Raw genomic sequence first — 23,625 nt, forward strand, 5'->3', positions numbered from 1 at the left:
GATCGGTCCACGCCTCCTGTCGTCGTGGTCGCGCCGAGGCGTTTAACGGTGCTTGGCGGCAGGTTTATCTGCGTGGCGAAATGGGATGTCGGCGCTGTCGTCATGCACCGCGCGAGAGCCGGGCCGCCACGCCCACAGCACAACGCCGCAAAACACCAAGGTCAAAAACAGCAACATCCAGCTGTCAGCAAATTCGCGGAAAATATGATAATCCATGTCGGCCCCCTTACCGGCTTGCCGCGGGTTCAAAGGTTGAAAAATCAACCATTGTTCCAAGCACTTGCAGATATGCGACCAGCGCGTCCATCTCGGTCAACGCGGGCTGCCCATCGAAATTGCGCACATTCACCCGGTCGTCATACCGGTCGAACAGCCCATCTGTATCGGCCCATGGATCGACCTGTGCGGTGAAATCCTCACGCGCTGCAGCGATCATATCTGAGGTATAGGGCACACCAACTTGGGCATCTGTCCGCACCCGCTCTGTCACATGGCGGGCATCAATCAATTGGTTAGACAAAAAGCCATATTTCGGCATCACGGATTCGGGAACAACCGATTGCGGATCGGTCAGATGATCGACATGCCACGCGTCGGAATATCGCCCCCCAACGCGTGCCAGATCCGGGCCCGTTCGCTTGGACCCCCATTGGAACGGGTGGTCATACATCGATTCTGCCGCCAATGAGTAATGGCCGTAGCGTTCGACCTCATCGCGCATGGGGCGGATCATCTGGCTGTGGCAGACATAACAGCCTTCGCGGATATAGATGTCGCGGCCGGTCAGCTCTAGCGGGGTGTAAGGGCGCACCCCTTCCACCTTTTCGATCGTGTTTTCCAGGTAAAACAGCGGGGCAATTTCAACAATCCCGCCGATGGTGACCACAAGGAAGGAACCGACCAATAAAAGCGTCGCGTTCTTTTCAATGACACCGTGCTTATCCAAAAGTGACATGTGACTTTTTCCTTATTGTGCAGGAACGGGTTGGCCCTGAGGCGTGGCCAACGGCTGTTTCGCAACGGTGGCCCACAGGTTCCAAGCCATGATCATCGACCCGGCCAGATACAAAACCCCGCCCAAAGCACGCACGACATACATTGGGAATTTGGCTGACACCGTGTCCGCAAAGGCATTTACCAGGGCGCCTTGGCTGTCGACCTCACGCCACATCAAACCTTCCATAATGCCGGTGACCCACATTGACGCCGCATATAAAACGATCCCAATCGTCGCCAACCAGAAGTGCCAATTGACGGCGCGCAGCGAATACAGCCGCTCACGCCCCCATAAGCGTGGCACAAGGAAATACATCACCCCAAAGGTAATCATTCCATTCCATCCCAATGCGCCTGAATGCACATGGCCGATGGTCCAGTCGGTATAATGGCTTAGCGAGTTGACGGCCTTGATCGACATCATCGGACCTTCAAAGGTCGACATGCCATAGAAACCGATCGACACAACCATCATGCGAATGATCGGATCTGTGCGCAGCTTGTCCCACGCGCCAGACAAGGTCATCAGGCCATTGATCATCCCGCCCCAGCTGGGCATCCACAGCATGATCGAAAATACCATCCCCAGGGTCGATGCCCAATCGGGCAGCGCGGTGTAATGCAGATGGTGCGGACCGGCCCAAATATACAGAAAGATCAAGGCCCAGAAATGCACGATCGACAGCTTATAGGAATAGACCGGGCGCTGCGCCTGTTTGGGGACGAAGTAATACATCATCCCAAGGAAACCTGCCGTCAAAAAGAAGCCCACCGCGTTATGGCCATACCACCATTGCGTCATCGCATCTTGCACGCCGGCAAAAACCTGCACCGATTTCGATCCAAATACCGATACGGGGATCGAAATATTATTGACGATATGAAGCATCGCGACGGTCACAATGAACGCCAGATAAAACCAGTTAGCGACATAGATATGGGGCTCGCGCCGTTTGAATATCGTGCCCAAGAAGGCCACCAGATAGGCGACCCAAACAATCGTCAGCCACAGATCCACATGCCATTCCGGCTCGGCATATTCTTTCGATTGGGTCGCGCCCAGAATGTAGCCTGTGGCGGCCAAAACAATGAACAGATTATAACCCCAGAACACGAACCACCCCAGACCCGCGCCGCCAAACAGCCGCGCGGCAGAGGTGCGCTGCACCACATAGAATGACGATGCAATCAGGGCATTCCCGCCAAAGGCGAAAATCACGGCGGATGTATGCAGCGGGCGTAATTTGCCGAAGTTCAGATATCCTTGGGCCCATTCAAAATTCAGCACCGGAAAGGCCAGCTGCCAAGCGATAACCACCGCCACCAGAAAACCGACCAACGCCCAAAGCATGGTTGCCACCACGCCCGCGCGGATCACGCCATCTAGGTATTCGTTCTGTGGATCTGTGTTTGGGACATCAATCCCGCGCAAAACCCAAATAAAGGCGATCATCGCTGCGATGAACACCTCAATCGCATTCACACTAAAGGCCAGATCGCGGCCATAACTGGCGGCTATTGCTGCCAGCACCGCCACCAGACCAAGCAGTGCCAGCTTGATATAATCCCACATAATGCATCCCTTCGTCCTGTCCGCTGCCCGGCGCAGATTGCGCGTCGGGGCTTGGCTAGGGGTGCTTGTGCGCGATTGCCGCAATCGTCGCCTTGATCTGCATCAAATATTCGTTGGCGGCGCAGGTTTGATAAATTTGTTCGGTTTGACCTCGGTCAATGTGCCGTCGGGTGGCGCGGCTTAGGCTGATGGCAGGTGATGACCATATGAGGCGACACAATGTCCTATAAATCCATTCTGACCATTTTGACCAAGGTCGAGACACCCACCGCACAGCTGGATGCGGCTGTGGCAATGGCCCGTCATGGGAATGCCCACCTTGAGGTTCTGTGCCTTGGGCTTGATCGCACTCAGGCGGGATACTACTACGCCGGGGCCACGGCCTTTGTGCAGCAAGAAACGCTTGATCATGCGCAAGCGGAGGCGGAGGCGATCACAGCCATGGTCAAACAGCGGTTACAGGCCGAAGATATCCGCTGGTCTTGCGATAGCCTTGTGACCCAGCTTGGCGCTTTGGCCCCTGCGGTAGCAATGCAGGCACGGTTTTGCGACATCATCGTGCAGGCCCGCCCCTATGGCATCGGCCGCGACCAAGAAGACGAGGCGGTGGTCGAAGCGGCGCTATTTGAAGGGCGCGCCCCTGTGCTGATCGTGCCCGACACATTCAACGGAAAACTGGGTGGACGGCGCATCGTTGCCGCCTGGAACCAGTCGGATGAGGCCCTGACCGCGCTGCGCCAGGCCTTGCCTGTGTTGAAAGCTGCCGAACACGTGGACCTGACGGTGATTGATCCGCCTGCACATGGGCCAGAAAGGTCAGACCCCGGCGGACGGCTGTGTCAAATGCTGGTTCGCCACGGTGTCGCGGCAGATGTTTCGGTCCTTGCCAAAACCATGCCGCGCGTGTCGGATATTTTGAACCGCCATGTCCGCGACACCAATGCCGATATGGTTGTCATGGGCGCCTATGGCCATTCGCGCTTCCGCGAGGCGATTTTGGGCGGCGCAACCCGGCATATGTTGGAAATGGCCGAAGTGCCGGTGCTGATGGCGCATTAAACCACCCAAGGATCACGGTTTTGGGTGGTGGGACTTGTGTGACAGGGCTTTTTTTGGGGGGCTGGGCAGTCAGCGCAGCGCTTCCACCCCAATTGGGGCTACATCAGATAGCCGCCATCCGAATCGTCCCCGGCCTCGTGCAACAGGCGGTCCATATTTGGTACGGTCACATGGCGCTTGCCTTGCAAGACGATCACACCGTCGCGTTTAAGGGCGGAAATCTGGCGGCTGACGGTTTCCAAGGTCAGCCCCAGGTAATCTGACATCGCCTCTCGTGTCAGGGGGAGATCAAAGGCGACAACCTGTGCAGCTTCGGTTTTCAATGCCGCATCACGGCGCGCGACAATTGACAATAGGGAGGCAATCTTCTCCCGTGCGGTCTTGCGCCCCAAAAGCAGCATCCATTCGCGCGCGGCATCCAGTTCATCCAAGGTCATCTGTAGCAACCTCTGGGCGATATGCGGGGTAGTTTCCATCAACGTTTCAAAAGGCTTACGCCGGAAGCAGCACATCATCACATCTGTGGTCGCCGTAACATTATAGGCCGCGCGGTCGCGCCCCGGGCGCCCGACAAAATCCGATGGCAGCAACAGGCCAACCATCTGCGTACGCCCATCTTCCAATGTCTGCGTCAGTGTCGCAATCCCCGTCACAACCGAGGCCACGAAATCCATCTGATCCCCTGACCAGATAATGGTCTGCCCCGCCTCATAGCTGCGATAATATTTGATCGTCTCAAGCTGGGTAAGTTCGGCCGCTTCGCAGCGTGCACATACGGCACGGTGCCGGATCGGGCACTCATCACAGGCAGGCGGTGCAGCAGCGGCAAGATCAGGAACCATGGGCATTTGATTTGGGTCAATTTCCGCGGGGATATATTCCTATATCCTAGCCCCATGGACATTCATTCGCAACTGACCCGGCTTGGACTTTTCGATGCACGGGTGCCCCGCTACACCAGCTACCCGACCGCGCCGCATTTCAGTGATGCGGTCGGTCCGGCGCAATTTGAACAATGGGTTGAGGCGATCCCGGCAGGGGCGCAAATCTCGGTATATTTGCATGTGCCATTTTGCCGCCGATTATGCTGGTTTTGCGCCTGTCGTACCCAAGGGACGCAAAGCGACGCCCCCGTGCGAGCCTATGCCAAAACGCTTTTGGCGGAAATCGCATTGCTGCGCGCGCGGCTTCCGGCGGGGGTGCAGCTGTCGCGGTTGCATTGGGGTGGTGGAACACCAACATTATTGCCCCTAGACCTGATGCGCCAATTGACGGAAGCACTGTTAGAGACCGCTCCGCTGGCCAGAGGCGCCGAATTTTCAATTGAAATCGATCCGAATGAGATTGACGCCGCGCGTATGGATGTTCTGGCCGACTGCGGGCTAACGCGGGCCTCTATCGGTGTGCAAGATTTTGATCCCCAGATCCAAACCGTGATCGGGCGCAGCCAAAGCTATGAAATGACACGCCGCGCCGTAGATCTGATCCGAGAGCGCGGTATCACCAGTTTGAACGCCGATATTCTATACGGGCTGCCGCATCAGACCCCGGATCGGATGTCGCAATCGGTGCAAAAGCTGTTGTCATTAGAACCTGATCGTGTGGCGCTGTATGGCTATGCCCATGTGCCCTGGATGGCGCGGCGCCAAGTGATGATCCCGCAAGAGCATTTGCCCAGCGCACAAGATCGATTGACCCTGTTTGACACCGCCGCGGCCCTGTTTCACGCCGATGGATATCACGCGATTGGTATTGATCATTTCGCCCTTGCCGAAGATGCGCTGATGCACGCCCAAAACGCGGGGCAGTTACGGCGCAATTTCCAAGGCTATACTGATGATCAATCGCAGGTGCTGATTGGGCTGGGAGCAAGCGCCATTTCCCGTTTTCCACACGGATATGCACAAAATGCGCCCGCCACCGGGGCACATATCACCGCCATTGAGCAGCAACGATTTTCAACCACGAAGGGCCATATTTTCACGCCTGCGGACCATATCCACGGGCGGATTATCGAAGCCTTGATGTGTGATTTCGCCGTGGATCTGGACGAGCTACAGGCGCGGTTTAACGCAGACCCTATACGCCTGCGCCGGATATTCGAACAGTGTCAAGCACGGTTTGGCGACTACGTGGTATTGAGTAACAGGCGTCTGATACTCCCGCCCAAAGCGCGCCCCTTGACCCGGATCATTGCACAGCACTTCGATTGTTATGATATGGCGCAGGCTGGTCATAGCCTGGCAATCTGATGGTGTCGGGGACACGAGGGGCGCTGCCCCTTTGGGGCCTTTGGCCCCATTCACCCCGGGATATTTTTGGCAAGATGAATAGGGCGCGTTGGCGCGGCATTGCCAGCGGATTCAACGAATTCGATCAATTTGGGCAGGCAAATCGTTTTCAGATCATAGGTGTCAACGATTTTGCGCCGGGCTGCGCCGCGCATTGCCTGAAAGGATTTGGGATCTGCCAATGCGCGGCTGAGTGCCTGGGACCAGCCATTGATGTCAAAAAAATCCACCAGCTGACCAGTTTGGCCGTGGTTGATGACCTCTTGCACCGGGGGGGTATTCGAGGCGATGACCGCGCAGCCTGCGCTCATGCTTTCCATCAGCGACCAGCTGAGGACGAACGGGTAGGTTAGGTAGGCATGTGCGCGACTGACCTGGAGCATCGACACGTAGTCTGTATAGGGGATACGGCCAAGGAAATGCACGCGTGACAGGTCGAGGTCTTGTTGGACCTCCTCTAGAAAGATCTGCTTCCAGCTTTTATCGCCAGGCGGGGCGGCACCGTAGCTTTGACCTTCATCGCCCACGATTAACACATGCGCGTTGGGGCGGCTTTTCAAAACCTGGGGCAGCGCCCGCATGAAGATGTGATAGCCGCGATAGGGTTCCAAAGAGCGGTTCACAAAGGTGAGCACTTCGTCGCCTGTGTGAAAGGTCGGGCCGTTAGGTACGGTGAACTGTGCGTTGGGATTGGGGCACACCACATTTGTATCCACGCCATCGTGGCAGATGGTGATCTTGGGTTGAAATTCCGGCTGAAAGGTACTGGCCTGAAATGCGGTGGGCGAAAGGGCGGCATCCGCCTGTACCATGGATTGGATAAGATGGGCCGCGCGTGCCGTCGTTGAAATCCGCGTATCGAGCGGGTTTTTACGGCGAAATTCAGGATCAAAATCTGTATCCAACCCGGCGGTCTGATACATCAGCTCAGCATAGACCAGGAGTTTGGCCTGCGGCCAGACCTCTTTGAGGTACAGCGTTTCGCCCCAACCGGAATGGCCGAAGATGACATCTGGATGATAGCCATGCGTGTCGCGCATCTGACGTGCGGCCCGTGCCGCCTTCAGACCGCGTTCCGAAGATTTGGCATACATGTTTGTCAGCGGGGAGGACAGTGTGACCTCGGCCGGTGTCCGGTATTTGACGACCCGGACCGGAGATTGACGCATATTGGTTTCTGCCGTCAATGCCACAACATCATGCCCACGCTGCGCCAGTGCCGGGGCCAGATGTGGGAACTGACCGGGAAAGTTTTGATGCACGAATAAGATCTTCAAACGGTCTCTCCGAGGGCGGCGGCCAATAGCTCCCGGGTATAGGCCGTTTGTGGCGAATTGAAGACCTGTACGGCGGCGCCTGCTTCGACGACATCGCCGCGTTTCATCACCATTACCTTGTGCGACAAAGCCCGGACCACGCGCAGATCGTGACTGATAAACAGATAGGCCAGACCGTAGCGTTTTTGCAAATCGCGCAGCAGATCAACAATCTGCACCTGCACTGTCATATCCAACGCCGACGTCGGTTCGTCCAGAACGACCACTTTGGGCCGTAAGATCATCGCCCGCGCGATGGCAATCCGCTGTCTTTGACCGCCCGAAAATTCATGCGGGTAACGATGGCGTGCCTGTGGATCAAGGCCGACTTCTTGCATGATCTGAGTGACCATTTCACTGCGGTCGCGGCCAGGTTCAACACCATGCACCGTCAGACCTTCTGCAATGATCTGCTCGACCGTCATACGCGGGCTTAACGAGCCAAAGGGATCCTGGAATACGATTTGCATATCGCGGCGCAGATCGCGCAGCTTCCCCGATCCCCATTGCGAAATATCATCGCCTTGATACAGGATCGGGCCATCCGATTGGATCAACCGCATTATAGCCAATGCCAGCGTCGTTTTCCCCGATCCAGATTCGCCCACAATACCCAGCGTCTCCCCCGCACGGACAGACAGGCTTGCGCCGTTAACCGCCTTCACATGGCCCACAGTGCGGCGCAGCAATCCGCGTTGCACCGGGAACCAGACCTTCAGATCGTCGGTCCGGACCAGCTCTGGCGCGCTGGCATCCACCGGCTGAGGCAGGCCCTGCGGCTCGGCATTAAGCAGTTTCTTGGTATAAGGGTGCTGCGGGTTTGAGAAAATTTCCTCTGCCGGGCCTTGTTCCACAATCTCGCCCTGGCTCATGACGCAGACATGATCTGCGATGCGGCGCACGACGTTCAGATCATGGCTGATGAACAACAGGCTCATGCCCATTTCGCGTTTCAAATCGGCCAGAAGTTCCAGGATCTGCGCCTCGATCGTGACATCCAATGCGGTGGTCGGTTCATCTGCGATCAGCAGATCTGGCCCATTGGCCAAAGCCATTGCGATCATCACGCGCTGACGCTGGCCGCCCGAGAGTTGATGCGGATAATCATCCAACCGCGTTTCGGGGTCAGGGATGCCGACTTTGTTCAGCAAATCAATGATCCGGCCACGCGCCTTGGATCCGCGCACCCCCTGATGCAAGGCCAGGCTTTCGCCCAGCTGTTTTTCCAACGTGTGCAACGGGTTAAGGGACGTCATCGGCTCTTGAAAGATGAAGCTGATGTCATTCCCGCGCACCTTGCGCAGCATTTTGTCGCTGGCGCCAACCATCTCTTGACCTTCGTAGATCACAGAGCCTTCCATGCGCGCATTGGGTCCCAGAAGCTGCACGGTCGACAAAGCGGTGACGGATTTCCCGGACCCAGATTCACCAACCAAGGCAACGGTCTGTCCCCGCTGAACGGAAAATGTCACGCCTTTGACCGCAGGTGATATTGCGCCGCCCTGCTGAAAGGAGATCTTCAGATCGCGCACATCTAAAATTGCATCGCTCATTTGAAGACCTTTCGGGGATCGAAGGCATCGCGCACACCTTCAAAGATAAACACCAGCAAGGACAACATAATCGCAAAGCTGAAAAAGGCCGAAAATGCCAGCCAAGGCGCCTGAAGGTTTTGTTTGCCCTGCAACGCCAGCTCCCCCAGGGATGGGGCGGAAGACGGCAGGCCGTAACCAAGATAATCAAGCGAAGCCAGCATCGAAATCGTGCCGGTGATGACAAAGGGCAGCATCGTCAATGTCGCGACCATCGCATTGGGCAATATATGCCGAAACATGATGACCTTATCAGACACGCCCAAGGCCCGCGCGGCGCGCACATATTCAAAATTACGCGCCCGAAGGAATTCGGCCCGGACCACACCGACCAGCGCAGGCCAGCCAAACAGGATGGACACAAACACCAGCAGCCAAAAACCGCGCCCCAAAATCGCAAATAGGATGATGATGACATAAAGCGATGGGGTAGAGGCCCATATCTCTAACGCGCGCTGGAAGATGATATCCGTCCGTCCACCGAAATAGCCCTGCACCGCACCCGCCGCAATGCCGATAACAGAGGCCACGGTAGTGACAATCAAGGTGAATAAAATAGAGGTTCGGAACCCATAGATCACCCGCGCCAAAACATCGCGTGCCGTATCATCCGTGCCCAGCCAATGCGCCGCATCAGGGGCCGATGGCGCGGTGCCAACGTTGTTGATCGTGCGATAATGATAGGGAATCGGCGGCCAGATCATCCAGCCCTTGTCAATTTTCTCACCCTCAACCGTGCCTTTGGTCTCGGCCTCTTGGATATAGGCTTCGGGGTCATCCCAGCATTCTTCGCGCCCGCCGGTGATGATCAGACATTGCACCGCCGGATCGCGGTAAATAGCTTCGGTTTTGAAATCCCCACCAAAGGCAGTTTCAGGATAGAAATTATAGGCGGGAAAGAAATACTTACCGTGATAATTCACCACGATCGGCTTATCATTCGCCACCACCTCTGCCAGAAGCGAAATCGCAAAGATCACGATGAAGATCCCAAGCGACCACACAGCACGGCGATTGGCGGTGAAATTGTCCCAGCGACGCTGGTTCAGCGGGGAGAGCGCCATCAACCTGCCCTCTTTTCAAAGTCGATCCTGGGATCAACAAAAATATACATCAGATCTGACAAGATCCCCACGACCAGTGAGATCAGGCCAAACACATAAAGCGTGCCGAAAATCACCGGATAGTTGCGCTCTACCGCGGCCTGAAAGCCCAACAACCCCAGCCCGTCCAGCGAAAAGATCGTTTCGATAATGATGGATGAACCAAAGAACACCCCAAGGAATGTGGCTGGAAAGCCTGCAATCACGATCAGCATCGCGTTACGAAACACATGACCATACAGCACCCGTCCTTCGGTCAGGCCCTTCGCGCGCGCGGTGGTGACATATTGCTTGTTGATCTCATCCAGGAATGAATTCTTGGTCAGCAACGTCAGCGTCGCAAAGCTGGAAATGGTCGTGGCGACCACCGGCAAAATAATGTGCCACAGGTAATCCTTGGCCTGACCCAGCAGCGAAAGCTGATCGAAATTATCCGAGGTCAGCCCGCGCAAAGGGAATATTTTCCAATAGGATCCCCCCGCAAACAGGACCATCAGCACAACCGCGAACAGGAAGCCGGGGATGGCATAGCCGATGATAATCGCGCCAGAGGTCCATGTATCAAAGGCCGTTCCATCTTTCACCGCCTTGCGGATGCCCAAGGGGATCGACACCAGATAGGCCAGCAGCGTCGACCACAGGCCCAAAGTGATCGATACGGGCATTTTATCCATAACCAGCGACATCACCGATTGGCTGTGGAAATAGCTCTCACCGAAATCGAATGTCAGGTAATTGCCCATCATGATGAAAAATCGTGTGACTGCCGGGATCTTTTCCGTGGTGCATTCGGGCGCGCGCACCGATGGGGCCCCGGTAAAGCCTGTCTCGCAGACGATCCGCGAGAAGCCCATATCAACCTCTAGCTGACGCAGCTGTTCAGGGCTGATCCCGCGCGCCCCCTCATAGCCGCTGTCATCTACACCGCCCTGTCCGCCGCCGGCATCACCGCCGCCTGCGATGTTGCGCAAACTGTCCGCGCCGCCTTCAACACGGGCGATAATCTGTTCAATTGGTCCGCCGGGAACAAATTGTGTCAGGGTGAAATTGACGATCATGATGCCGATCAAGGTCGGAATGACCAGCAGCAATCGCCTGAGGATATAGGCGCCCATGGGGGTTTTGCCCTTCTTGTTAGTGCAGGTTCATGACATCAGCTCGGCGCAATTATAGCGCGCCTTCCGCCCGCAATTTTTCAGCCTTATCAGCGTTATACCACCAAAAATCCATCTCACCCAACGCATAGGGGGGCAAGGTTTCCGGGTGCTCATACATATCGTAATAGGCAACGGTATGGGTGTTTTTATACCATTGCGGCACCCAGAACCGCGCTGCGCGTAACGCCCGATCCAATGCATGCACGCGTGGAACCAGTTCCTCTTTCGTATGTGCCTCTTCAACCAGTCGGATCAGCTTATCCACGCCCTCATTGGCAAAGCCCATCAAATTGAAAACGTCATTGGTCGATTTCGACCCGAAATATTGCTGCAGGTTGGATCCGGGCAACAGCCCCTGCCCCAACTGCGTGGTCATCATATCGAAATCAAAGCTACGGCGGCGGTTTTCCAGTTCAGCATCATCAATCCGATTGTAAACCGCATCCACGCCGATGGCGCGCAGGTTTTCAACATAGGGGTTCACCACACGGTCAAAGCTTTGGCTGTCGTCAATCACCTCTACACGCAGGGTTTGGCCATCGGCATTGCGGCGCAGGCCGTCATCGCCCACGCTCCAGCCCGCTTCGTCCAGCAACGCGGCCGCCTTACGCATGTTTTTACGGTCCAGCTGCCGCGCCCCTGACACGGGCGCCATCACTGGCGCATCATCCAGCGTGCCTTCGGGCAATTCCTGGGCCAAAGGTTGCAAAATGGACAGCTCTTCCGGGGATGGCGCGCCTTTGGCCTCTAGCTCAGAGTTTTCCCAAATGGATTCAACGCGTTCATACAGGCCGTAAAACAGCGTTTCATTCGACCATTCGAAATTGAACATCAGGCCCAGCGCCTCGCGGACTTTAGGATCCGAGAATTTCTCCCGGCGCAGGTTGATCACAAAGGCCTGACCCGACGCGACATTGCCATTAGGCAATTCTGCACGCACCACCTGCCCTTTTTCAAAGGAGGGGAAGTTATACCCGGTCGCCCAGTTGATCGAACTGGCTTCGTTACGGAACGTATAGGCGCCCGCCTTGAACCCTTCAAAGGCGGAATTATAATCGCCAAAATATTCAATCCGGATCCGGTCAAAGTTATACCGGCCCTGATTGATCGGTAGATCCGCACCCCAATACTCTGGATTGCGTTTCCATGCGACCATTCGGCCATCGCGCGCGCTGTCAAATTCATAGGGGCCAGAGCCGATAAACGCGGTATTCAGACTGTCTTCCAGATCGATATTTTCGGCTTCAAACTGCGCCTGAGAGAATACCGGCAAACTGCCCACCGTTTGAATAATATCGCGCCGAGGATAGCCCTCGTGAAAAGTATATTTGATCCGCTTATCATCAAGAACCTCGGCCGTATCGACCATCTGAGTGATGACCTGCCGGAAAGATGACAGCCCCTTGTCCCGCAACTGTTCATAGGAAAACAGCACATCGGCAGTGGTCATCGGCGTGCCGTCTGAAAAGGTAATGCCGTCGCGTAGGGTAAAGATCACCCAATCCTTGCTGTCAGGATATTCCAGGGTTTTGCACAGCAGGCAATAGGTTTCACCGACCGTGTCAGCGGTCCCCTCCATCATCGCTTCGATGGGCAGAGTGGCCAAGGCGGCAGGACGCCCCTTCACGGTATAGGGGTTGAATGTATCGAAATTCCCAGTGGTCCATTCCGACAGTTCACCGCCCTTGGGCGCATCAGGGTTCACATAGTTCAGATGCGCAAAATCATCGGCGTAGCTTGGTTCACCCAGCGTCGCGATGCCAGAGGCCACAGTGGTGTCTTGCGCCCAAACATGTCCGCCCGCCACCATCAGACCCACAGAAACCAGAAGGCCCAGCCCCATCCGTTGTCGTCTTGCGGAATGGTCAAGCTGTTTGGCCGTCGCGATTGCCTGTGATGTCATCCTTGGCGTCCCCTATTGTAACTGCACGCGTTTCCGCTTGTCGGGAATAGGTAAAGGCCCAATGGCCAAAGCTTCAAGTTGCTTCTGCGTGAACAGGCCCGTGATCGCGACATTTCTATGAAATTTCGATCTTTGGCCGCAGCTGCGACCAAAGCTTGGCGATGGAAAAAAGGCCACACCTTGCGGCATGGCCCAAAATCGCGGTGCATCCCCTCCCTAAATCAGGGACGATGTCACTGCACGCTTTCCAGATAGGCGATCAGGTCATTGCGATCTTCGGGTTTACGCAGACCTGCAAAAGACATCTTATTGCCCGGGATAAAGTCTTTCGGCTTTTCTAACCATGCGTCCAGCGCTGCATAATCCCAAGTGCCACCATGCCCGGCCATCGCGTCGGAATAGGCGAAGCCATCCACACCGCCGATTGCACGGTTCACAACACCGTCCAGATGCGGCCCGGTGCCATTGCTGCCATCCATCTTGTGGCAGGCTTTGCATTTGTTGAACACTTTTTCACCCTTGGCAGCATCGCCGGTCCCAAGTGCGATTTGCGGTCCTTCGTCCTCCGCCTCGGCGGTATCATCTGCGACGGCCAATAAATCGCCCGGTGCATCCGTCATCATGGCAACTTCGGCATGGTCCTCCCCTTCGTGGCCACTGTCATGACCACCACCTACGGCGAACAGCGCGCTCGCCGCCCAGCTGCTTAGAAGATAGAACAGGAAAGCGCTCAGAAACGCACCCGCTGCTTTGAGGAAATTGGTAGAATTGAACATGGCTCGTCCCTGATTGGCTGTTCAGTTGATCGCATGTAGTCAGCTTGTCAGCTTTCTTTCAAGAAAAGTTTGACAAACGTGATTTTTCTGGCGGACCAGATGCAATCTCCTGAAGGTCTCCTCTACGGCCTCCCCGCCGTATTTGCTGTATTTGCTGTATTATGGCGCGGACATGTGGAAACGTCACCCCCCACCTTCGGCCTTTTCTTGTGTGAAGACACGGGTTAGGCAGTCTTGTCCGTAAAACCACGCGATTGACGCATATCGGGGAACAAAAAATGAGCACCAACCGGATCGCTTTCCAAGGGGAATTAGGGGCCTATTCGCATCAGGCCTGCCATGATTCGTATCCACATATGGAGGCATTGCCCTGCCGGACCTTTGAGGACGCGATCGAAGCTGTGCGCGCAAATGACGCAGATCTTGCGATGCTGCCGGTGGAGAATTCAACCTATGGCCGGGTCGCAGACATCCATCATCTGCTGCCCGAATCTGGTTTGAACATCATCGGAGAGGGATTCGTGCGGGTGCATGTGAACCTGCTGGCCCTGCCCGGCACGAAGCTTTCACAGGTGAAAACCGCGATGAGCCATACTGTCTTGCTGGGTCAGGTGCGGGGCTTTCTGCAAAAGCATGATTTGAAGCGCCGCGTGGGCGCCGATACAGCGGGTTCCGCCAAAATTGTCGCAGAATTGGGTGATCCGTCCACAGCCGCGCTGGCCTCTGAATTGGCCGGAGAGATCTATGGTCTTGAGGTCTTGGCCCGCCATATTGAGGATCAGGCCAATAACACCACGCGTTTCCTAGTGATGTCACCGACCCCGGATATGTCACGCCGGGCGGAGCGGATGATGACCAGCTTTGTGTTCCGGGTGCGCAATATTCCTGCCGCGCTGTATAAGGCGATGGGCGGGTTCGCAACCAATGGCGTGAATATGACCAAGTTGGAAAGCTATATGGTGAAGGGCAATTTTACCGCGACACAATTCTATGCCGATATTGAAGGCCATCCAGACGATGCCGCGGTTCAGCGCGCCTTAGAGGAGCTGGGATATTTCACTGATTACCTTGAAATTTTAGGCACATATCCGGCAGATCCTCGTCGCGCCGAAATCGGGTGATTTCGCTGGTCGGGGCCGTGCAAGGCCCCGGCCCTAACAGCGTTTGTCTTACGACAATGCCGTCAGATGCCGCGCCTCTATCTCGCGCGCGTAGGCGGCGATCCGGCGATCAAATTTGCGATCCAGGCTGGCCCGGCCCAGCTTGGCCGATTGCAACATCAGCCGTGCTCCCAGCGTGCGTGGACGCACGTCTATGCCCACCTGCACCCGTGTGCGCGCGCTGGAAAGCGCGGTCAGAAGCACCGCAATCGACAAATCAAAGCTGGAGGATTGTCCGGTGAATTCCAACGCATCTGGCCGTTCAAACCGTGTGACCTTCATCGAGATCTGGCGCGCCTTCCCACGGAAGTGGAAATCAACATCCCAACCCATACCAAGCCCTGCGACCGTCAGATCATCGGTGCGCCGGAAATCGATGCCCCGATCCCGCCCCGCCTGTTCAAACGCAGTAAAATCCGTCAGTTGATCATAGACGAAATCGATAGGAGCGGTAATGTCCTCACGCGTTGAGAATTTCATCTGACACTCCTTTCCCACGACGATTGCGGGTCTTTACCGAAAGCTAACGTTATGCACGTCTTAAGGGTTCTTACGTCAATCCAGACGATCTGCAAGCCATTCGCGCATCAACCACCCGGCAATCGCGCCAACCCGTGGCGCAGCGATCACGCCATCCGCCCCAGAATAAATCTGCAAAAGCCGCTCTCGACTGACCCAAAGCGCATCTTCAATTTCAATCGGATCGACCTCAATTGTGGTGCTGGTGGCCTCGGCACGGCAGCCCAACATTAATGAGGCCGGAAAGGGCCAGGGCTGTGATGCGATAATATGCACGGCACCGGTTTTTACACCCGTCTCTTCCATCACCTCACGGCGCACGGCATCTTCGATACATTCACCTGGCTCCATGAACCCGGCCAGGCAAGAATACATCCCCTCTGGCCAGCCCGGCGAACGCCCCAGTAAAACTTGATTGCCCTGCGTGACCAACATGATGACGACGGGATCGGTGCGCGGAAAATGCTGCGTGCTGCAATCGGGGCAGCGCCGCACCCAGCCGGCCTGTTCAATCGCACTGGGCGATCCGCAGGCGGCACAAAACCGATGGGTGGAATGCCACGACAGCAAACCGCGTGCAGTCGCTGCCAGCTCACCCGCGCGGGCATCCAGGAAGGTCAACCGGCCGCGCAGCTCTGCGAAGACCGCACCGGCCGGCAAATCCGGATGGGCCTGTTCGCTGGCGTCCAAAAACACCGAAGCATCAGGCAAGGGTCCACTGGGCACCCAGCCCGTGACATCCTGCGCGAAGACCGGCACGCCTTGCGAATGGCCTAAAAACAGTGGCGCTGTCTGCGATGAGGTCAACAAATGATGCCCCGGTGGCACAGATGCCAGACCCTGACCCAAAACCGGATCCACCGCAGCCCCAGGGGCTGCAAATAGTGGCCGCCCATGCCAAAGCGGCAAGACGCACGTCGCCGGATCACGCAGATACTGGGCCAACACCGCGGTATTTCTGCGCAGATGTGCCGCACGATCCAAGCCAGAGCCGGCAAATGCCATCGCGGCCCCGCCCAGGGCCTTGCCCCCAGGGGCCTTGCCCGGACCGCGCGCGCGCTGTGCCGCACGAAGAGTATCAAGTTCAGCGTCCACCAATATCTTGTGTCCCACCTTAAGATGTTTTTACCCGAATTAGGCTTGCCAAAATCACTAAACCCTTGTGTCATGAAGGTCATTGCTTGACCAGACTTGGTATCACCGTTAAAAAGACCGATACCGCTCAACCATAAGTTGTGCACATTCCTTTTAATAGTTCGCTCTCCCGAAGTTGGGTTAACGCCAATACGTGAAGGGAGCCTACCGAGTGTATGGCGGAACTTTCCAACAGACTTCGTTAAATGCATCGGTCCATGCCCAAGCAGGCGCGCGGATCGCGTTGCGATTGATGGAAACGACAGATCTGCACGGGCATTTGCGCGGCTATGATTATGCCCGCGATTGCCCCAATTCCTCGGTCGGATTAAGTCGCATCGCCACACTGGTTGAACAGCTGCGCGCCGATCATCCCAATACATTGCTGTTTGATAATGGCGATGCGCTTCAGGGCACGCCCCTGACAGATTTCTATGCCCGCGAACGTGCACTTTCCGCCACAGATGTGCACCCGTTCATCGCTGCGATGAACACGCTGCGCTACGATGCTGGAACCCCGGGAAACCATGAATTTGACTATGGCTTGGTGTTTTTGCAGCGTATTTTGCGCGATACCGCCCATCCGATGGTTTGCGCGAATGTGCTGACGGCGCATCCGGAGGAGCGGAGCAACATGCAGCATGTCTTGCCCCCTTGGGTAATTTTGCAGCGCGATATGGTGGATGATCGGGGCAACACGCATTTGCTGCGCATAGGTGTGATTGGCGTGTTGCCACCACAAGTAACCCTTTGGAACCGGTTGGTGCTTGATGACCGTATCAGCGCACAAGACATGGTAGAGGCCACGCGGGCACATTTGCCGTGCATGCGGGCCAATGGTGTGGATCTGATCATCGCCTTGGCGCATACCGGCATAGAGCCGGATCAATCCACCCCCGGATTGCCCCCACAGGGCGCGGAAAATGTTGCGCTGCATCTGGCGCAACTGGACGATATCGACGTTGTCCTATGCGGGCATGACCATGTGCCTTTCCCGCAGCCCGATGCCACAGTTCAAGACGGGATCGACCCGCTTCGCGGCACCCTTGCGGGCAAGCCTGCCGTATCCGCGGGCCGTTGGGGGTCACATCTGGGCGTGATTGATCTGACTTTGGAACAAGCCCCTGACGGGTGGAAAATCGCCACCGCGCAAAGCCGTCTGGAGCCGATCTTCACACGCAGCGCCAACGGGGAGCCGCAAGAGCGCGTCCCCGAATCCCCAGCGATTCTGCGGCTGAGCGAAACTGCCCATAATGAGGTTTTGGACCATGTGCGCACCGTCATCGGCACGTTGAAAGGGCATTTGCACAGCTATTTTTCAGCGATCAAGCCCGATGCTGCGCTGTCGCTTATTGCTTCTGCCAAGCTGGACTATCTGGATTTCGCCCTGCGCGACCGGCCAGAGGCCACCCTACCCCGGCTGGCCGTGGCCTCCCCTTTCAAATGCGGCGGGCGCGGCGGGCCGGATTATTTTCTGGATATCGCGCCAGGCGTGTTATCAGTGCGTAACATCATGGATATTCTGCCGTTCCCCAATCGTGTCGCGACGATTATCACTACGGGGCAGGATGTGAAGGAATGGTTAGAACGCTCCGCCCGGATTTTTTCCCACTTGACCCAAGGTATTGAAAACCAGTCTCTTTTAAACAACGCCTGCCCAATATATAATTTCGACACACTGTTTGGGCTGACCTATACAATCGACCCGACGCAACCTGCCCGATATGATGATGCAGGCTATCTAACGCGGCCTGGCTGCCACCGCATCCATGATATACGCTATCAGGGGCAACCGATTGACCCCGAACAAAAATTTGTGGTCGCGACCAATGATCACCGTGCCGGGCTTGGCACGCCCTTTACCGGCATGACTGCTGAAACGCTGAATTTGGGACGACCGATCACGGTGCGCGCCCTTGTCTCTGAATATGTACAGCGCTGCGAAGAGATCGCGCCACAAGCCGCCGATGTTTGGACATTTGCCCACCATCCCAACACATCGGCAGTGTTTAACACATCGCCGCGCGCCCGCGATTTCCTTGCGCAGATGCCAGGGCAAACGGTTACGCCGCTTGCCCTAACACCGTCTGGCTTTTTGCAGATGCGGCTAAACTTTTAGTTTTGCCTTATTTATATGCGAAAAATCGCACAGATTTGCGCCAATATTTGAATATTCGCGCAAAAAATGTGCTTCTGTAGAATATTATCCCCAATTCCACAGCGTCAACATCACACGCCCGTTTGCGGCATGATTTTCTCACGTCACAGTCAGCAAAAGCAAAGAAAGTGACGGGGAGAGATATGTTCAAATTCAGAAGCTTCGCGGCGGTCGGCCTGATCGCCCTCAGCGCGGGGGCAGCCCATGCAGATATGGCTATGCCTTTCGCGCTGGATTGGAAATTTGAAGGCCCAGCCGCGCCGTATTTCGTCGCGCTCGACAAAGGTTATTATGCCGATAAGGGGTTAACCGTCGATATTTCAGAGGGCTCCGGTTCGCTTGACGCCATTCCAAAGGTTGCCACCGGCGCTTTCCCGGTGGGCTTTGCCGATATCAACTCATTGATGAAATTTCTGGATCAAAACCCCGGTGCGCCCGTTACCGCAGTGATGATGGTCTATGACAAGCCGCCCTTCGCCATTGTCGGCCGCAAGGATCTGGGCATCTCCGCGCCCAAGGATCTTGAAGGAAAAATTCTTGGCGCCCCGCCGCCTGATGGCGCCTGGGCCCAATTCCCGATCTTTGCCGCGCAAAACGAACTGGATATGACGAAAATCACCGTTGAACCGGTAGGCTTCCCCACGCGTGAGCCGATGCTGGCAGAAGGTAAGGTCGACGCGGTTACAGGCTTCAGCTTTTCTTCCACGTTGAATCTCAAACGCCTTGGCGTGCCGCTGGATGAACAGACGGTCCTGCTAATGGCCGATTATGGCGTCGATCTTTACGGCAATGCAGTGATCGTCAATACCGATTTCGCCGCCGATAATCCGCAAGCGGTGAAAGATTTCATCGCAGCCACCGCGATGGGCTGGAAAGACGCGGTTGCAGATCCCGCAGCCGCGATTGATGCGCTTTTGGTGCGCAATGTCGCCGCCGATAAAGGGCTTGAGACAGAGCGTCTGGAAATGGCGATCCGGGACAATGTGCTGACCGATTACGTCAAAACCAATGGGATGGGCGGAATTGATCAGGCACGGATGACCAGCGCCATTGAGCAAACTGCGATGGTTTATGAGTTCCAAAACGCCCCCGATGCCTCGGCCTATTTTGACAGCAGTTTCCTGTCTGCTGATGGGCTGATGCTGGAATAACCTCACATTAAGACATCCGGCGGGCGGGGCGTGCCCCCTGCCCGCCGTTTCCATAGCAGGATCTATATGCAAAACTTGATCGAGATTAAGGGCGTCACCCACGCCTATCGCACGAAAAACGGTCCTTTACCGGTTTTAGATAGATTAGACCTATGCGTTCCAAAGGGGGAGTTTTGCGCCGTTGTTGGCCCCTCTGGCTGTGGGAAATCCACGCTGACCCGATTGATTGCAGGATTGATGAAACCTGATCAGGGCGAAGTTTGGCTGCATGGGGAGCAGATCACCAGCCCGCGCAAAACTGTCGGTATGGCGTTTCAAAACCCTGTCCTTCTGGAATGGCGCAGCATTTTGGAAAATGTGATTTTGCCGCTGGAAATCGTTGCACCAAAGATGCCCCGCGCCGAACGTGAGGCCCGCGCGCATCATCTTCTGGCAATGGTCGGGCTGGATGGGTTTGAACACAAACGCCCATCGGAATTATCGGGGGGGATGCGCCAACGCGCCTCATTATGCCGTGCGATTGTGCATAAGCCAGATGTGCTGATCATGGATGAGCCTTTTGGCGCATTGGACAATTTCACCCGCGAAGATCTGTGGCAAACCATGCGAGAGCTGCGCGCGGCAGAGCCGTTCACCTGCGTCTTGATCACCCATGATCTGCGCGAAAGCGTCTTTTTAGGCGATCAGGTTGTCGTCCTGTCTGGCCGCCCGGCCAAAGCCCAATTCGTGCTGAATGTCGATTTGCCTGCGGATCGTACGATTGATGTGCTGTATGAACCCAAAGCCTCTGAAATGCTGCATATATTACGCGATCAGATCCGCATTGCCCAAGGCCGGGAGGCGCATTGATGAACCGTTTGCAAAAATTCGGCGTGCCCTTGGTGGCGGTGATTTTGTTTTTACTGTTTTGGGAAGGCATCGTCTGGATCAATGATTGGCCCAATTATGTGATGGCGTCGCCCTCTGATCTGCCTGCCGCCTATGAACGGTTTTGGAAATTATTCCTTGTGATGGGATGGCAAACGCTGTGGCGTACTGTTTTGGGGCTGGTTTTGGCGGTGATTTTCGGAACCGTCATCGGGATGATTATGGGGTTTTCCCAAATCGCACGGCAAGGGCTGTATCCGCTGTTGGTCGGCTTTAATGCTGTGCCCAAGGCAACATTGGTCCCTGTCATTGCGTTACTGTTCATCGGCCAGCATGATTTCAACACCGTGTTGATGGCGTTTTTGATCAGCTTTTTTCCGATTGCCGTGTCAGTGGGGATCGGCCTGTCGACATTAGAGCCGGAATATCGTGACATTTTGCGTGCGCTGGGGGCGTCCAAAGTCACGATATTTTGGAAGATCGCCCTGCCCAAAACCCTGCCAGAATTTTTCGGGGCGCTGAAAGTGTCTGTGACCCTGGCCTTTATTGGCACGAACCTGGTTGAGATCGTCTCGCCTCATGGCCGTGGCCTGGGTGCGCTGTTCAAATCTGGTGAAACGAATGGGGATTACCCATTGATGTTTGCAGTTCTAATCGCGCTCGCGGTGCTGGGGATCGTGCTGTATTATGCCGTAGTAGCGCTTGAAAAAATCTTCGCAGGCTGGGCCGAACGTCCGGCAAATTAAGCCAGATCTTGTCGAAGCGCAGATCATGGGCGGACTGCGGCAAGATCCCTGATTGCCATAGGACATGACCAAGGCTATGCCTGTAATAACTGCATGCCTGCGGGTAACGAAGGAGCACGCCATGTCCCGGATTGTAAAGCTGGAGATTGACGACGCCGGCTTGCCTGCCGCCTCTGCCGAAATTGAACAAGAACGCCGCGTCGCTGTATTCGATTTGCTGGAAGACAACAGCTATGTCTTGCCCGGTCGCCCCGATCAACCTGCACCCGAAGGGCCGTTCCATCTGCATCTGGCCGTGCGCGACGGGCGATTGGTGTTCGACACCACGGCAGAAGACGGGTCCGCCGTGGCCGTATTCCATCTGTCTTTTGGCCCCTTCCGCCAGGTGATCAAGGATTACTTCCAAATCTGCGAAAGCTATTTTGAAGCCGTGAAAAAGCTGTCGCCCAGCCAGATTGAGGCGATCGACATGGCGCGGCGCGGCATTCACAACGAAGGGGCGCGCGTGCTGCAAGAACGGCTGGAAGGCAAGGTTGCGCTGGATCTAGACACCGCCCGTCGCCTGTTCACCTTGGTCTGTGTGCTTTCGCCGGTGAAATAATGGCAGCTTTCCCGCATTCGGTCCTGTTTTGTTGTGACTATAATGCCACGCGCTCGCCTATGGCAGAGGGGATGATGAAGCGTTTCTATGGCCGCGATGTCTATGTGCAATCGGCGGGCGTGAAATCGGATCTGGAGATCGACGGTTTCACCATTGCCGTGATGCATGAAATCGGCATCGATATGGAACAACACCGCGCCCGCAGCTTTGACGATATGCAAGAATGGGGGGATGATCTATCGACCTTCGATCTGGTCGTCGCCCTTTCCCCCGCATCACAACGCAAAGTGCTGGATTTGACCCGTGTGTTCCATATGGACATAGAATATTGGCCCATTATGGATCCTACGGGCATGGGCGAAGGACGCGAGGCCCGCCTGACCGCCTATCGCCAAACCCGCGACCAAATCCGTGATCGCCTGATCGGCAAATTCGGCCAACCGATTTTCTAGCCGCGCACTGATCTTATACGCTGGAATTTGTGCTGTTTCGGCGTACTTCGCCGGCCCAGACAGCGACTCAGCGGTAAGAGCTCACCGCCGTGCTTTGGTGCAAAACGGCCTGTTTCACCCAAAATATATCGGCTCAAACCCGGCGAGGGGCGGAAATCCGGCCTGTTTGCGCAGGAAAACCCTCCGGTTGCTTGACATAGCGCTTGAATTTTGTCGCAACCGGGCGCATTTAATGCCCGCGCTCGGACTATTCGTGCGAAATCAAACATGGAGTGATCATGGCCAAGGAAGAAATGCTCGAATTCCCCGGCGTCGTGAAGGAACTCTTGCCGAATGCGACGTTTCGGGTCGAGCTGGAAAACGGCCACGAGATCATCGCGCATATGGCAGGAAAGATGCGTAAGAACCGCATCCGCGTTCTGGCTGGCGACAAAGTTCAGGTGGAAATGAACACATACGATCTGTCGAAGGGTCGCATCAATTACCGCTTCAAGTAAATCCGTGAAGCTGATCCTCGGCTCTGCGAGCCCCCGGCGGCGCGAGCTTCTGGGGCAGCTTGGCTTGGTGCCTGACGCCATCCGCGCCCCCGACATTGACGAAACCCCTACAAAAGGTGAGCTGGCCCGCGATTACGTTGCCCGTATGGCACGTGAAAAGGCGGCGGCGCTTGACTGTGATGGGGATGAGGTGGTGCTATGCGCCGATACCACCGTGGCCTGTGGCCGACGCATTTTGGGCAAACCTGAAAACGCTGGCGAGGCGGCAGAATTTCTGTGGCTTTTGTCTGGGCGGCGCCATCATGTGCTGACCGCCGTGGCTGTGCGCACCGCATCAGGTGTGCGCGAACGTCTGGTGGATACGGTGGTGAAATTCCGCCCGCTTTCAGACGAAGATGTGAATATGTATCTTGCCTCCGGCGAATGGGAGGGCAAGGCTGGTGGCTATGCCATTCAGGGTCTGGGGGGCGCATTCGTGCCTTGGATCCAAGGTAGCTTTACCGGGGTTGTCGGGTTGCCGCTGGCCGAGACCTGGACACTTTTGAAATCCGCAGGCATCCGCAAGGAGTGACAT

23 protein-coding genes are annotated in these 23,625 nt (G+C 56.0%); 11 read left to right on the top strand and 12 right to left on the bottom strand.

Features of this window, described 5'->3' with window-relative positions:
* Positions 1–42: 42 nt before the first annotated feature.
* The 3 genes from BFP70_RS03330 to ccoN are packed head-to-tail and all read right to left on the bottom strand — an operon-like array spanning position 43 to position 2,569.
* Positions 43–216 carry a cbb3-type cytochrome c oxidase subunit 3 gene (locus tag BFP70_RS03330; protein ID WP_066009951.1) on the bottom strand — a complete coding sequence of 58 codons (174 nt, stop codon included), beginning with the start codon at positions 214–216 and terminating at the stop codon, positions 43–45.
* A gap of 10 nt (positions 217–226) precedes the next feature.
* Positions 227–955 carry a cytochrome-c oxidase, cbb3-type subunit II gene (ccoO, locus tag BFP70_RS03335; protein ID WP_066009952.1) on the bottom strand — a complete coding sequence of 243 codons (729 nt, stop codon included), beginning with the start codon at positions 953–955 and terminating at the stop codon, positions 227–229.
* Positions 956–967: 12 nt separating this feature from the next.
* Positions 968–2,569, bottom strand: coding sequence for a cytochrome-c oxidase, cbb3-type subunit I (gene ccoN / locus BFP70_RS03340; protein ID WP_066009953.1), 1,602 nt, complete (start codon positions 2,567–2,569; stop codon positions 968–970).
* Positions 2,570–2,788: 219 nt separating this feature from the next.
* On the opposite strand from ccoN, the gene BFP70_RS03350 reads away from it, so the two are divergent.
* Positions 2,789–3,628, top strand: a complete 840-nt coding sequence (locus BFP70_RS03350; protein ID WP_066009955.1) for a universal stress protein — start codon at positions 2,789–2,791, stop codon at positions 3,626–3,628.
* 98 nt (positions 3,629–3,726) lie between these two features.
* On the opposite strand, the gene fnrL is transcribed toward BFP70_RS03350, so the two are convergent.
* Positions 3,727–4,470, bottom strand: a complete 744-nt coding sequence (gene fnrL, locus BFP70_RS03355; RefSeq protein WP_066010103.1) for a transcriptional regulator FnrL — start codon at positions 4,468–4,470, stop codon at positions 3,727–3,729.
* A gap of 54 nt (positions 4,471–4,524) precedes the next feature.
* Between fnrL and hemN the strand changes: the two genes are divergently transcribed.
* On the top strand, positions 4,525–5,880 hold the full coding sequence (gene hemN, locus BFP70_RS03360; RefSeq protein ID WP_066010104.1) for an oxygen-independent coproporphyrinogen III oxidase: 1,356 nt from the start codon (positions 4,525–4,527) through the stop codon (positions 5,878–5,880).
* Positions 5,881–5,930: 50 nt separating this feature from the next.
* On the opposite strand, the gene BFP70_RS03365 is transcribed toward hemN, so the two are convergent.
* From BFP70_RS03365 to BFP70_RS03390, 6 genes are all read right to left on the bottom strand, one after another.
* Positions 5,931–7,196: a glycosyltransferase gene (locus tag BFP70_RS03365; protein WP_066009956.1), complete on the bottom strand. Its 1,266-nt coding sequence runs from the start codon at positions 7,194–7,196 to the stop codon at positions 5,931–5,933.
* A complete protein-coding gene (locus BFP70_RS03370; protein WP_066009957.1) occupies positions 7,193–8,788 on the bottom strand; it encodes an ABC transporter ATP-binding protein in 1,596 nt (531 codons plus the stop codon). The genes BFP70_RS03365 and BFP70_RS03370 overlap by 4 nt, the downstream gene beginning before the upstream one ends.
* Entirely contained in the window at positions 8,785–9,891 is a 1,107-nt protein-coding gene (locus BFP70_RS03375) for an ABC transporter permease (protein ID WP_066009958.1), read from the bottom strand. Before BFP70_RS03375 ends, BFP70_RS03370 begins: the two co-directional genes overlap by 4 nt.
* Positions 9,891–11,045 (bottom strand): microcin C ABC transporter permease YejB, encoded by a 1,155-nt coding sequence (locus tag BFP70_RS03380; protein WP_066009959.1) that lies wholly within the window; start codon positions 11,043–11,045, stop codon positions 9,891–9,893. Before BFP70_RS03380 ends, BFP70_RS03375 begins: the two co-directional genes overlap by 1 nt.
* A gap of 52 nt (positions 11,046–11,097) precedes the next feature.
* Complete coding sequence (locus BFP70_RS03385; RefSeq protein ID WP_066009960.1) at positions 11,098–12,990, bottom strand: extracellular solute-binding protein; 1,893 nt, start codon at positions 12,988–12,990, stop codon at positions 11,098–11,100.
* Positions 12,991–13,223: 233 nt separating this feature from the next.
* The gene (locus BFP70_RS03390) at positions 13,224–13,766 is read right to left on the bottom strand and encodes a cytochrome c family protein (RefSeq protein WP_066009961.1); all 543 of its coding nucleotides are present in this window, start codon (positions 13,764–13,766) and stop codon (positions 13,224–13,226) included.
* 278 nt (positions 13,767–14,044) lie between these two features.
* On the opposite strand from BFP70_RS03390, the gene BFP70_RS03395 reads away from it, so the two are divergent.
* Positions 14,045–14,887, top strand: a complete 843-nt coding sequence (locus BFP70_RS03395; protein ID WP_066009962.1) for a prephenate dehydratase — start codon at positions 14,045–14,047, stop codon at positions 14,885–14,887.
* A gap of 48 nt (positions 14,888–14,935) precedes the next feature.
* Here BFP70_RS03395 and BFP70_RS03400 read toward each other — a convergent pair whose 3' ends face one another.
* Together BFP70_RS03400 and nudC are read right to left on the bottom strand one after the other, a co-directional pair.
* A complete protein-coding gene (locus BFP70_RS03400) occupies positions 14,936–15,406 on the bottom strand; it encodes an SRPBCC family protein (RefSeq protein WP_066009963.1) in 471 nt (156 codons plus the stop codon).
* Between the two features lie 75 nt (positions 15,407–15,481).
* On the bottom strand, positions 15,482–16,558 hold the full coding sequence (nudC, locus tag BFP70_RS03405; RefSeq protein WP_255356581.1) for an NAD(+) diphosphatase: 1,077 nt from the start codon (positions 16,556–16,558) through the stop codon (positions 15,482–15,484).
* A gap of 193 nt (positions 16,559–16,751) precedes the next feature.
* On the opposite strand from nudC, the gene BFP70_RS03410 reads away from it, so the two are divergent.
* From BFP70_RS03410 to BFP70_RS03445, 8 genes are all read left to right on the top strand, one after another.
* Complete coding sequence (locus BFP70_RS03410; RefSeq protein ID WP_176715481.1) at positions 16,752–18,698, top strand: bifunctional 2',3'-cyclic-nucleotide 2'-phosphodiesterase/3'-nucleotidase; 1,947 nt, start codon at positions 16,752–16,754, stop codon at positions 18,696–18,698.
* Between the two features lie 182 nt (positions 18,699–18,880).
* Positions 18,881–19,888, top strand: coding sequence for an ABC transporter substrate-binding protein (locus tag BFP70_RS03415; protein ID WP_066009965.1), 1,008 nt, complete (start codon positions 18,881–18,883; stop codon positions 19,886–19,888).
* Positions 19,889–19,954: 66 nt separating this feature from the next.
* A complete protein-coding gene (locus BFP70_RS03420) occupies positions 19,955–20,737 on the top strand; it encodes an ABC transporter ATP-binding protein (RefSeq protein WP_066009966.1) in 783 nt (260 codons plus the stop codon).
* Positions 20,737–21,501 carry an ABC transporter permease gene (locus tag BFP70_RS03425; protein ID WP_066009967.1) on the top strand — a complete coding sequence of 255 codons (765 nt, stop codon included), beginning with the start codon at positions 20,737–20,739 and terminating at the stop codon, positions 21,499–21,501. Before BFP70_RS03420 ends, BFP70_RS03425 begins: the two co-directional genes overlap by 1 nt.
* A 121-nt stretch (positions 21,502–21,622) precedes the next feature.
* Positions 21,623–22,102 (top strand): UPF0262 family protein, encoded by a 480-nt coding sequence (locus BFP70_RS03430; protein WP_066009968.1) that lies wholly within the window; start codon positions 21,623–21,625, stop codon positions 22,100–22,102.
* Positions 22,102–22,554 (top strand): low molecular weight phosphatase family protein, encoded by a 453-nt coding sequence (locus BFP70_RS03435; RefSeq protein WP_066009969.1) that lies wholly within the window; start codon positions 22,102–22,104, stop codon positions 22,552–22,554. Before BFP70_RS03430 ends, BFP70_RS03435 begins: the two co-directional genes overlap by 1 nt.
* Before the next feature lie 278 nt (positions 22,555–22,832).
* A complete protein-coding gene (gene infA / locus BFP70_RS03440) occupies positions 22,833–23,051 on the top strand; it encodes a translation initiation factor IF-1 (RefSeq protein WP_036636451.1) in 219 nt (72 codons plus the stop codon).
* A gap of 4 nt (positions 23,052–23,055) precedes the next feature.
* Positions 23,056–23,622 (top strand): nucleoside triphosphate pyrophosphatase, encoded by a 567-nt coding sequence (locus BFP70_RS03445; RefSeq protein WP_066009970.1) that lies wholly within the window; start codon positions 23,056–23,058, stop codon positions 23,620–23,622.
* Positions 23,623–23,625: the final 3 nt, after the last annotated feature.

Origin of the sequence: Thioclava sp. SK-1 (genome assembly GCF_001705665.1) — a bacterium.
Lineage (GTDB): Bacteria > Pseudomonadota > Alphaproteobacteria > Rhodobacterales > Rhodobacteraceae > Thioclava.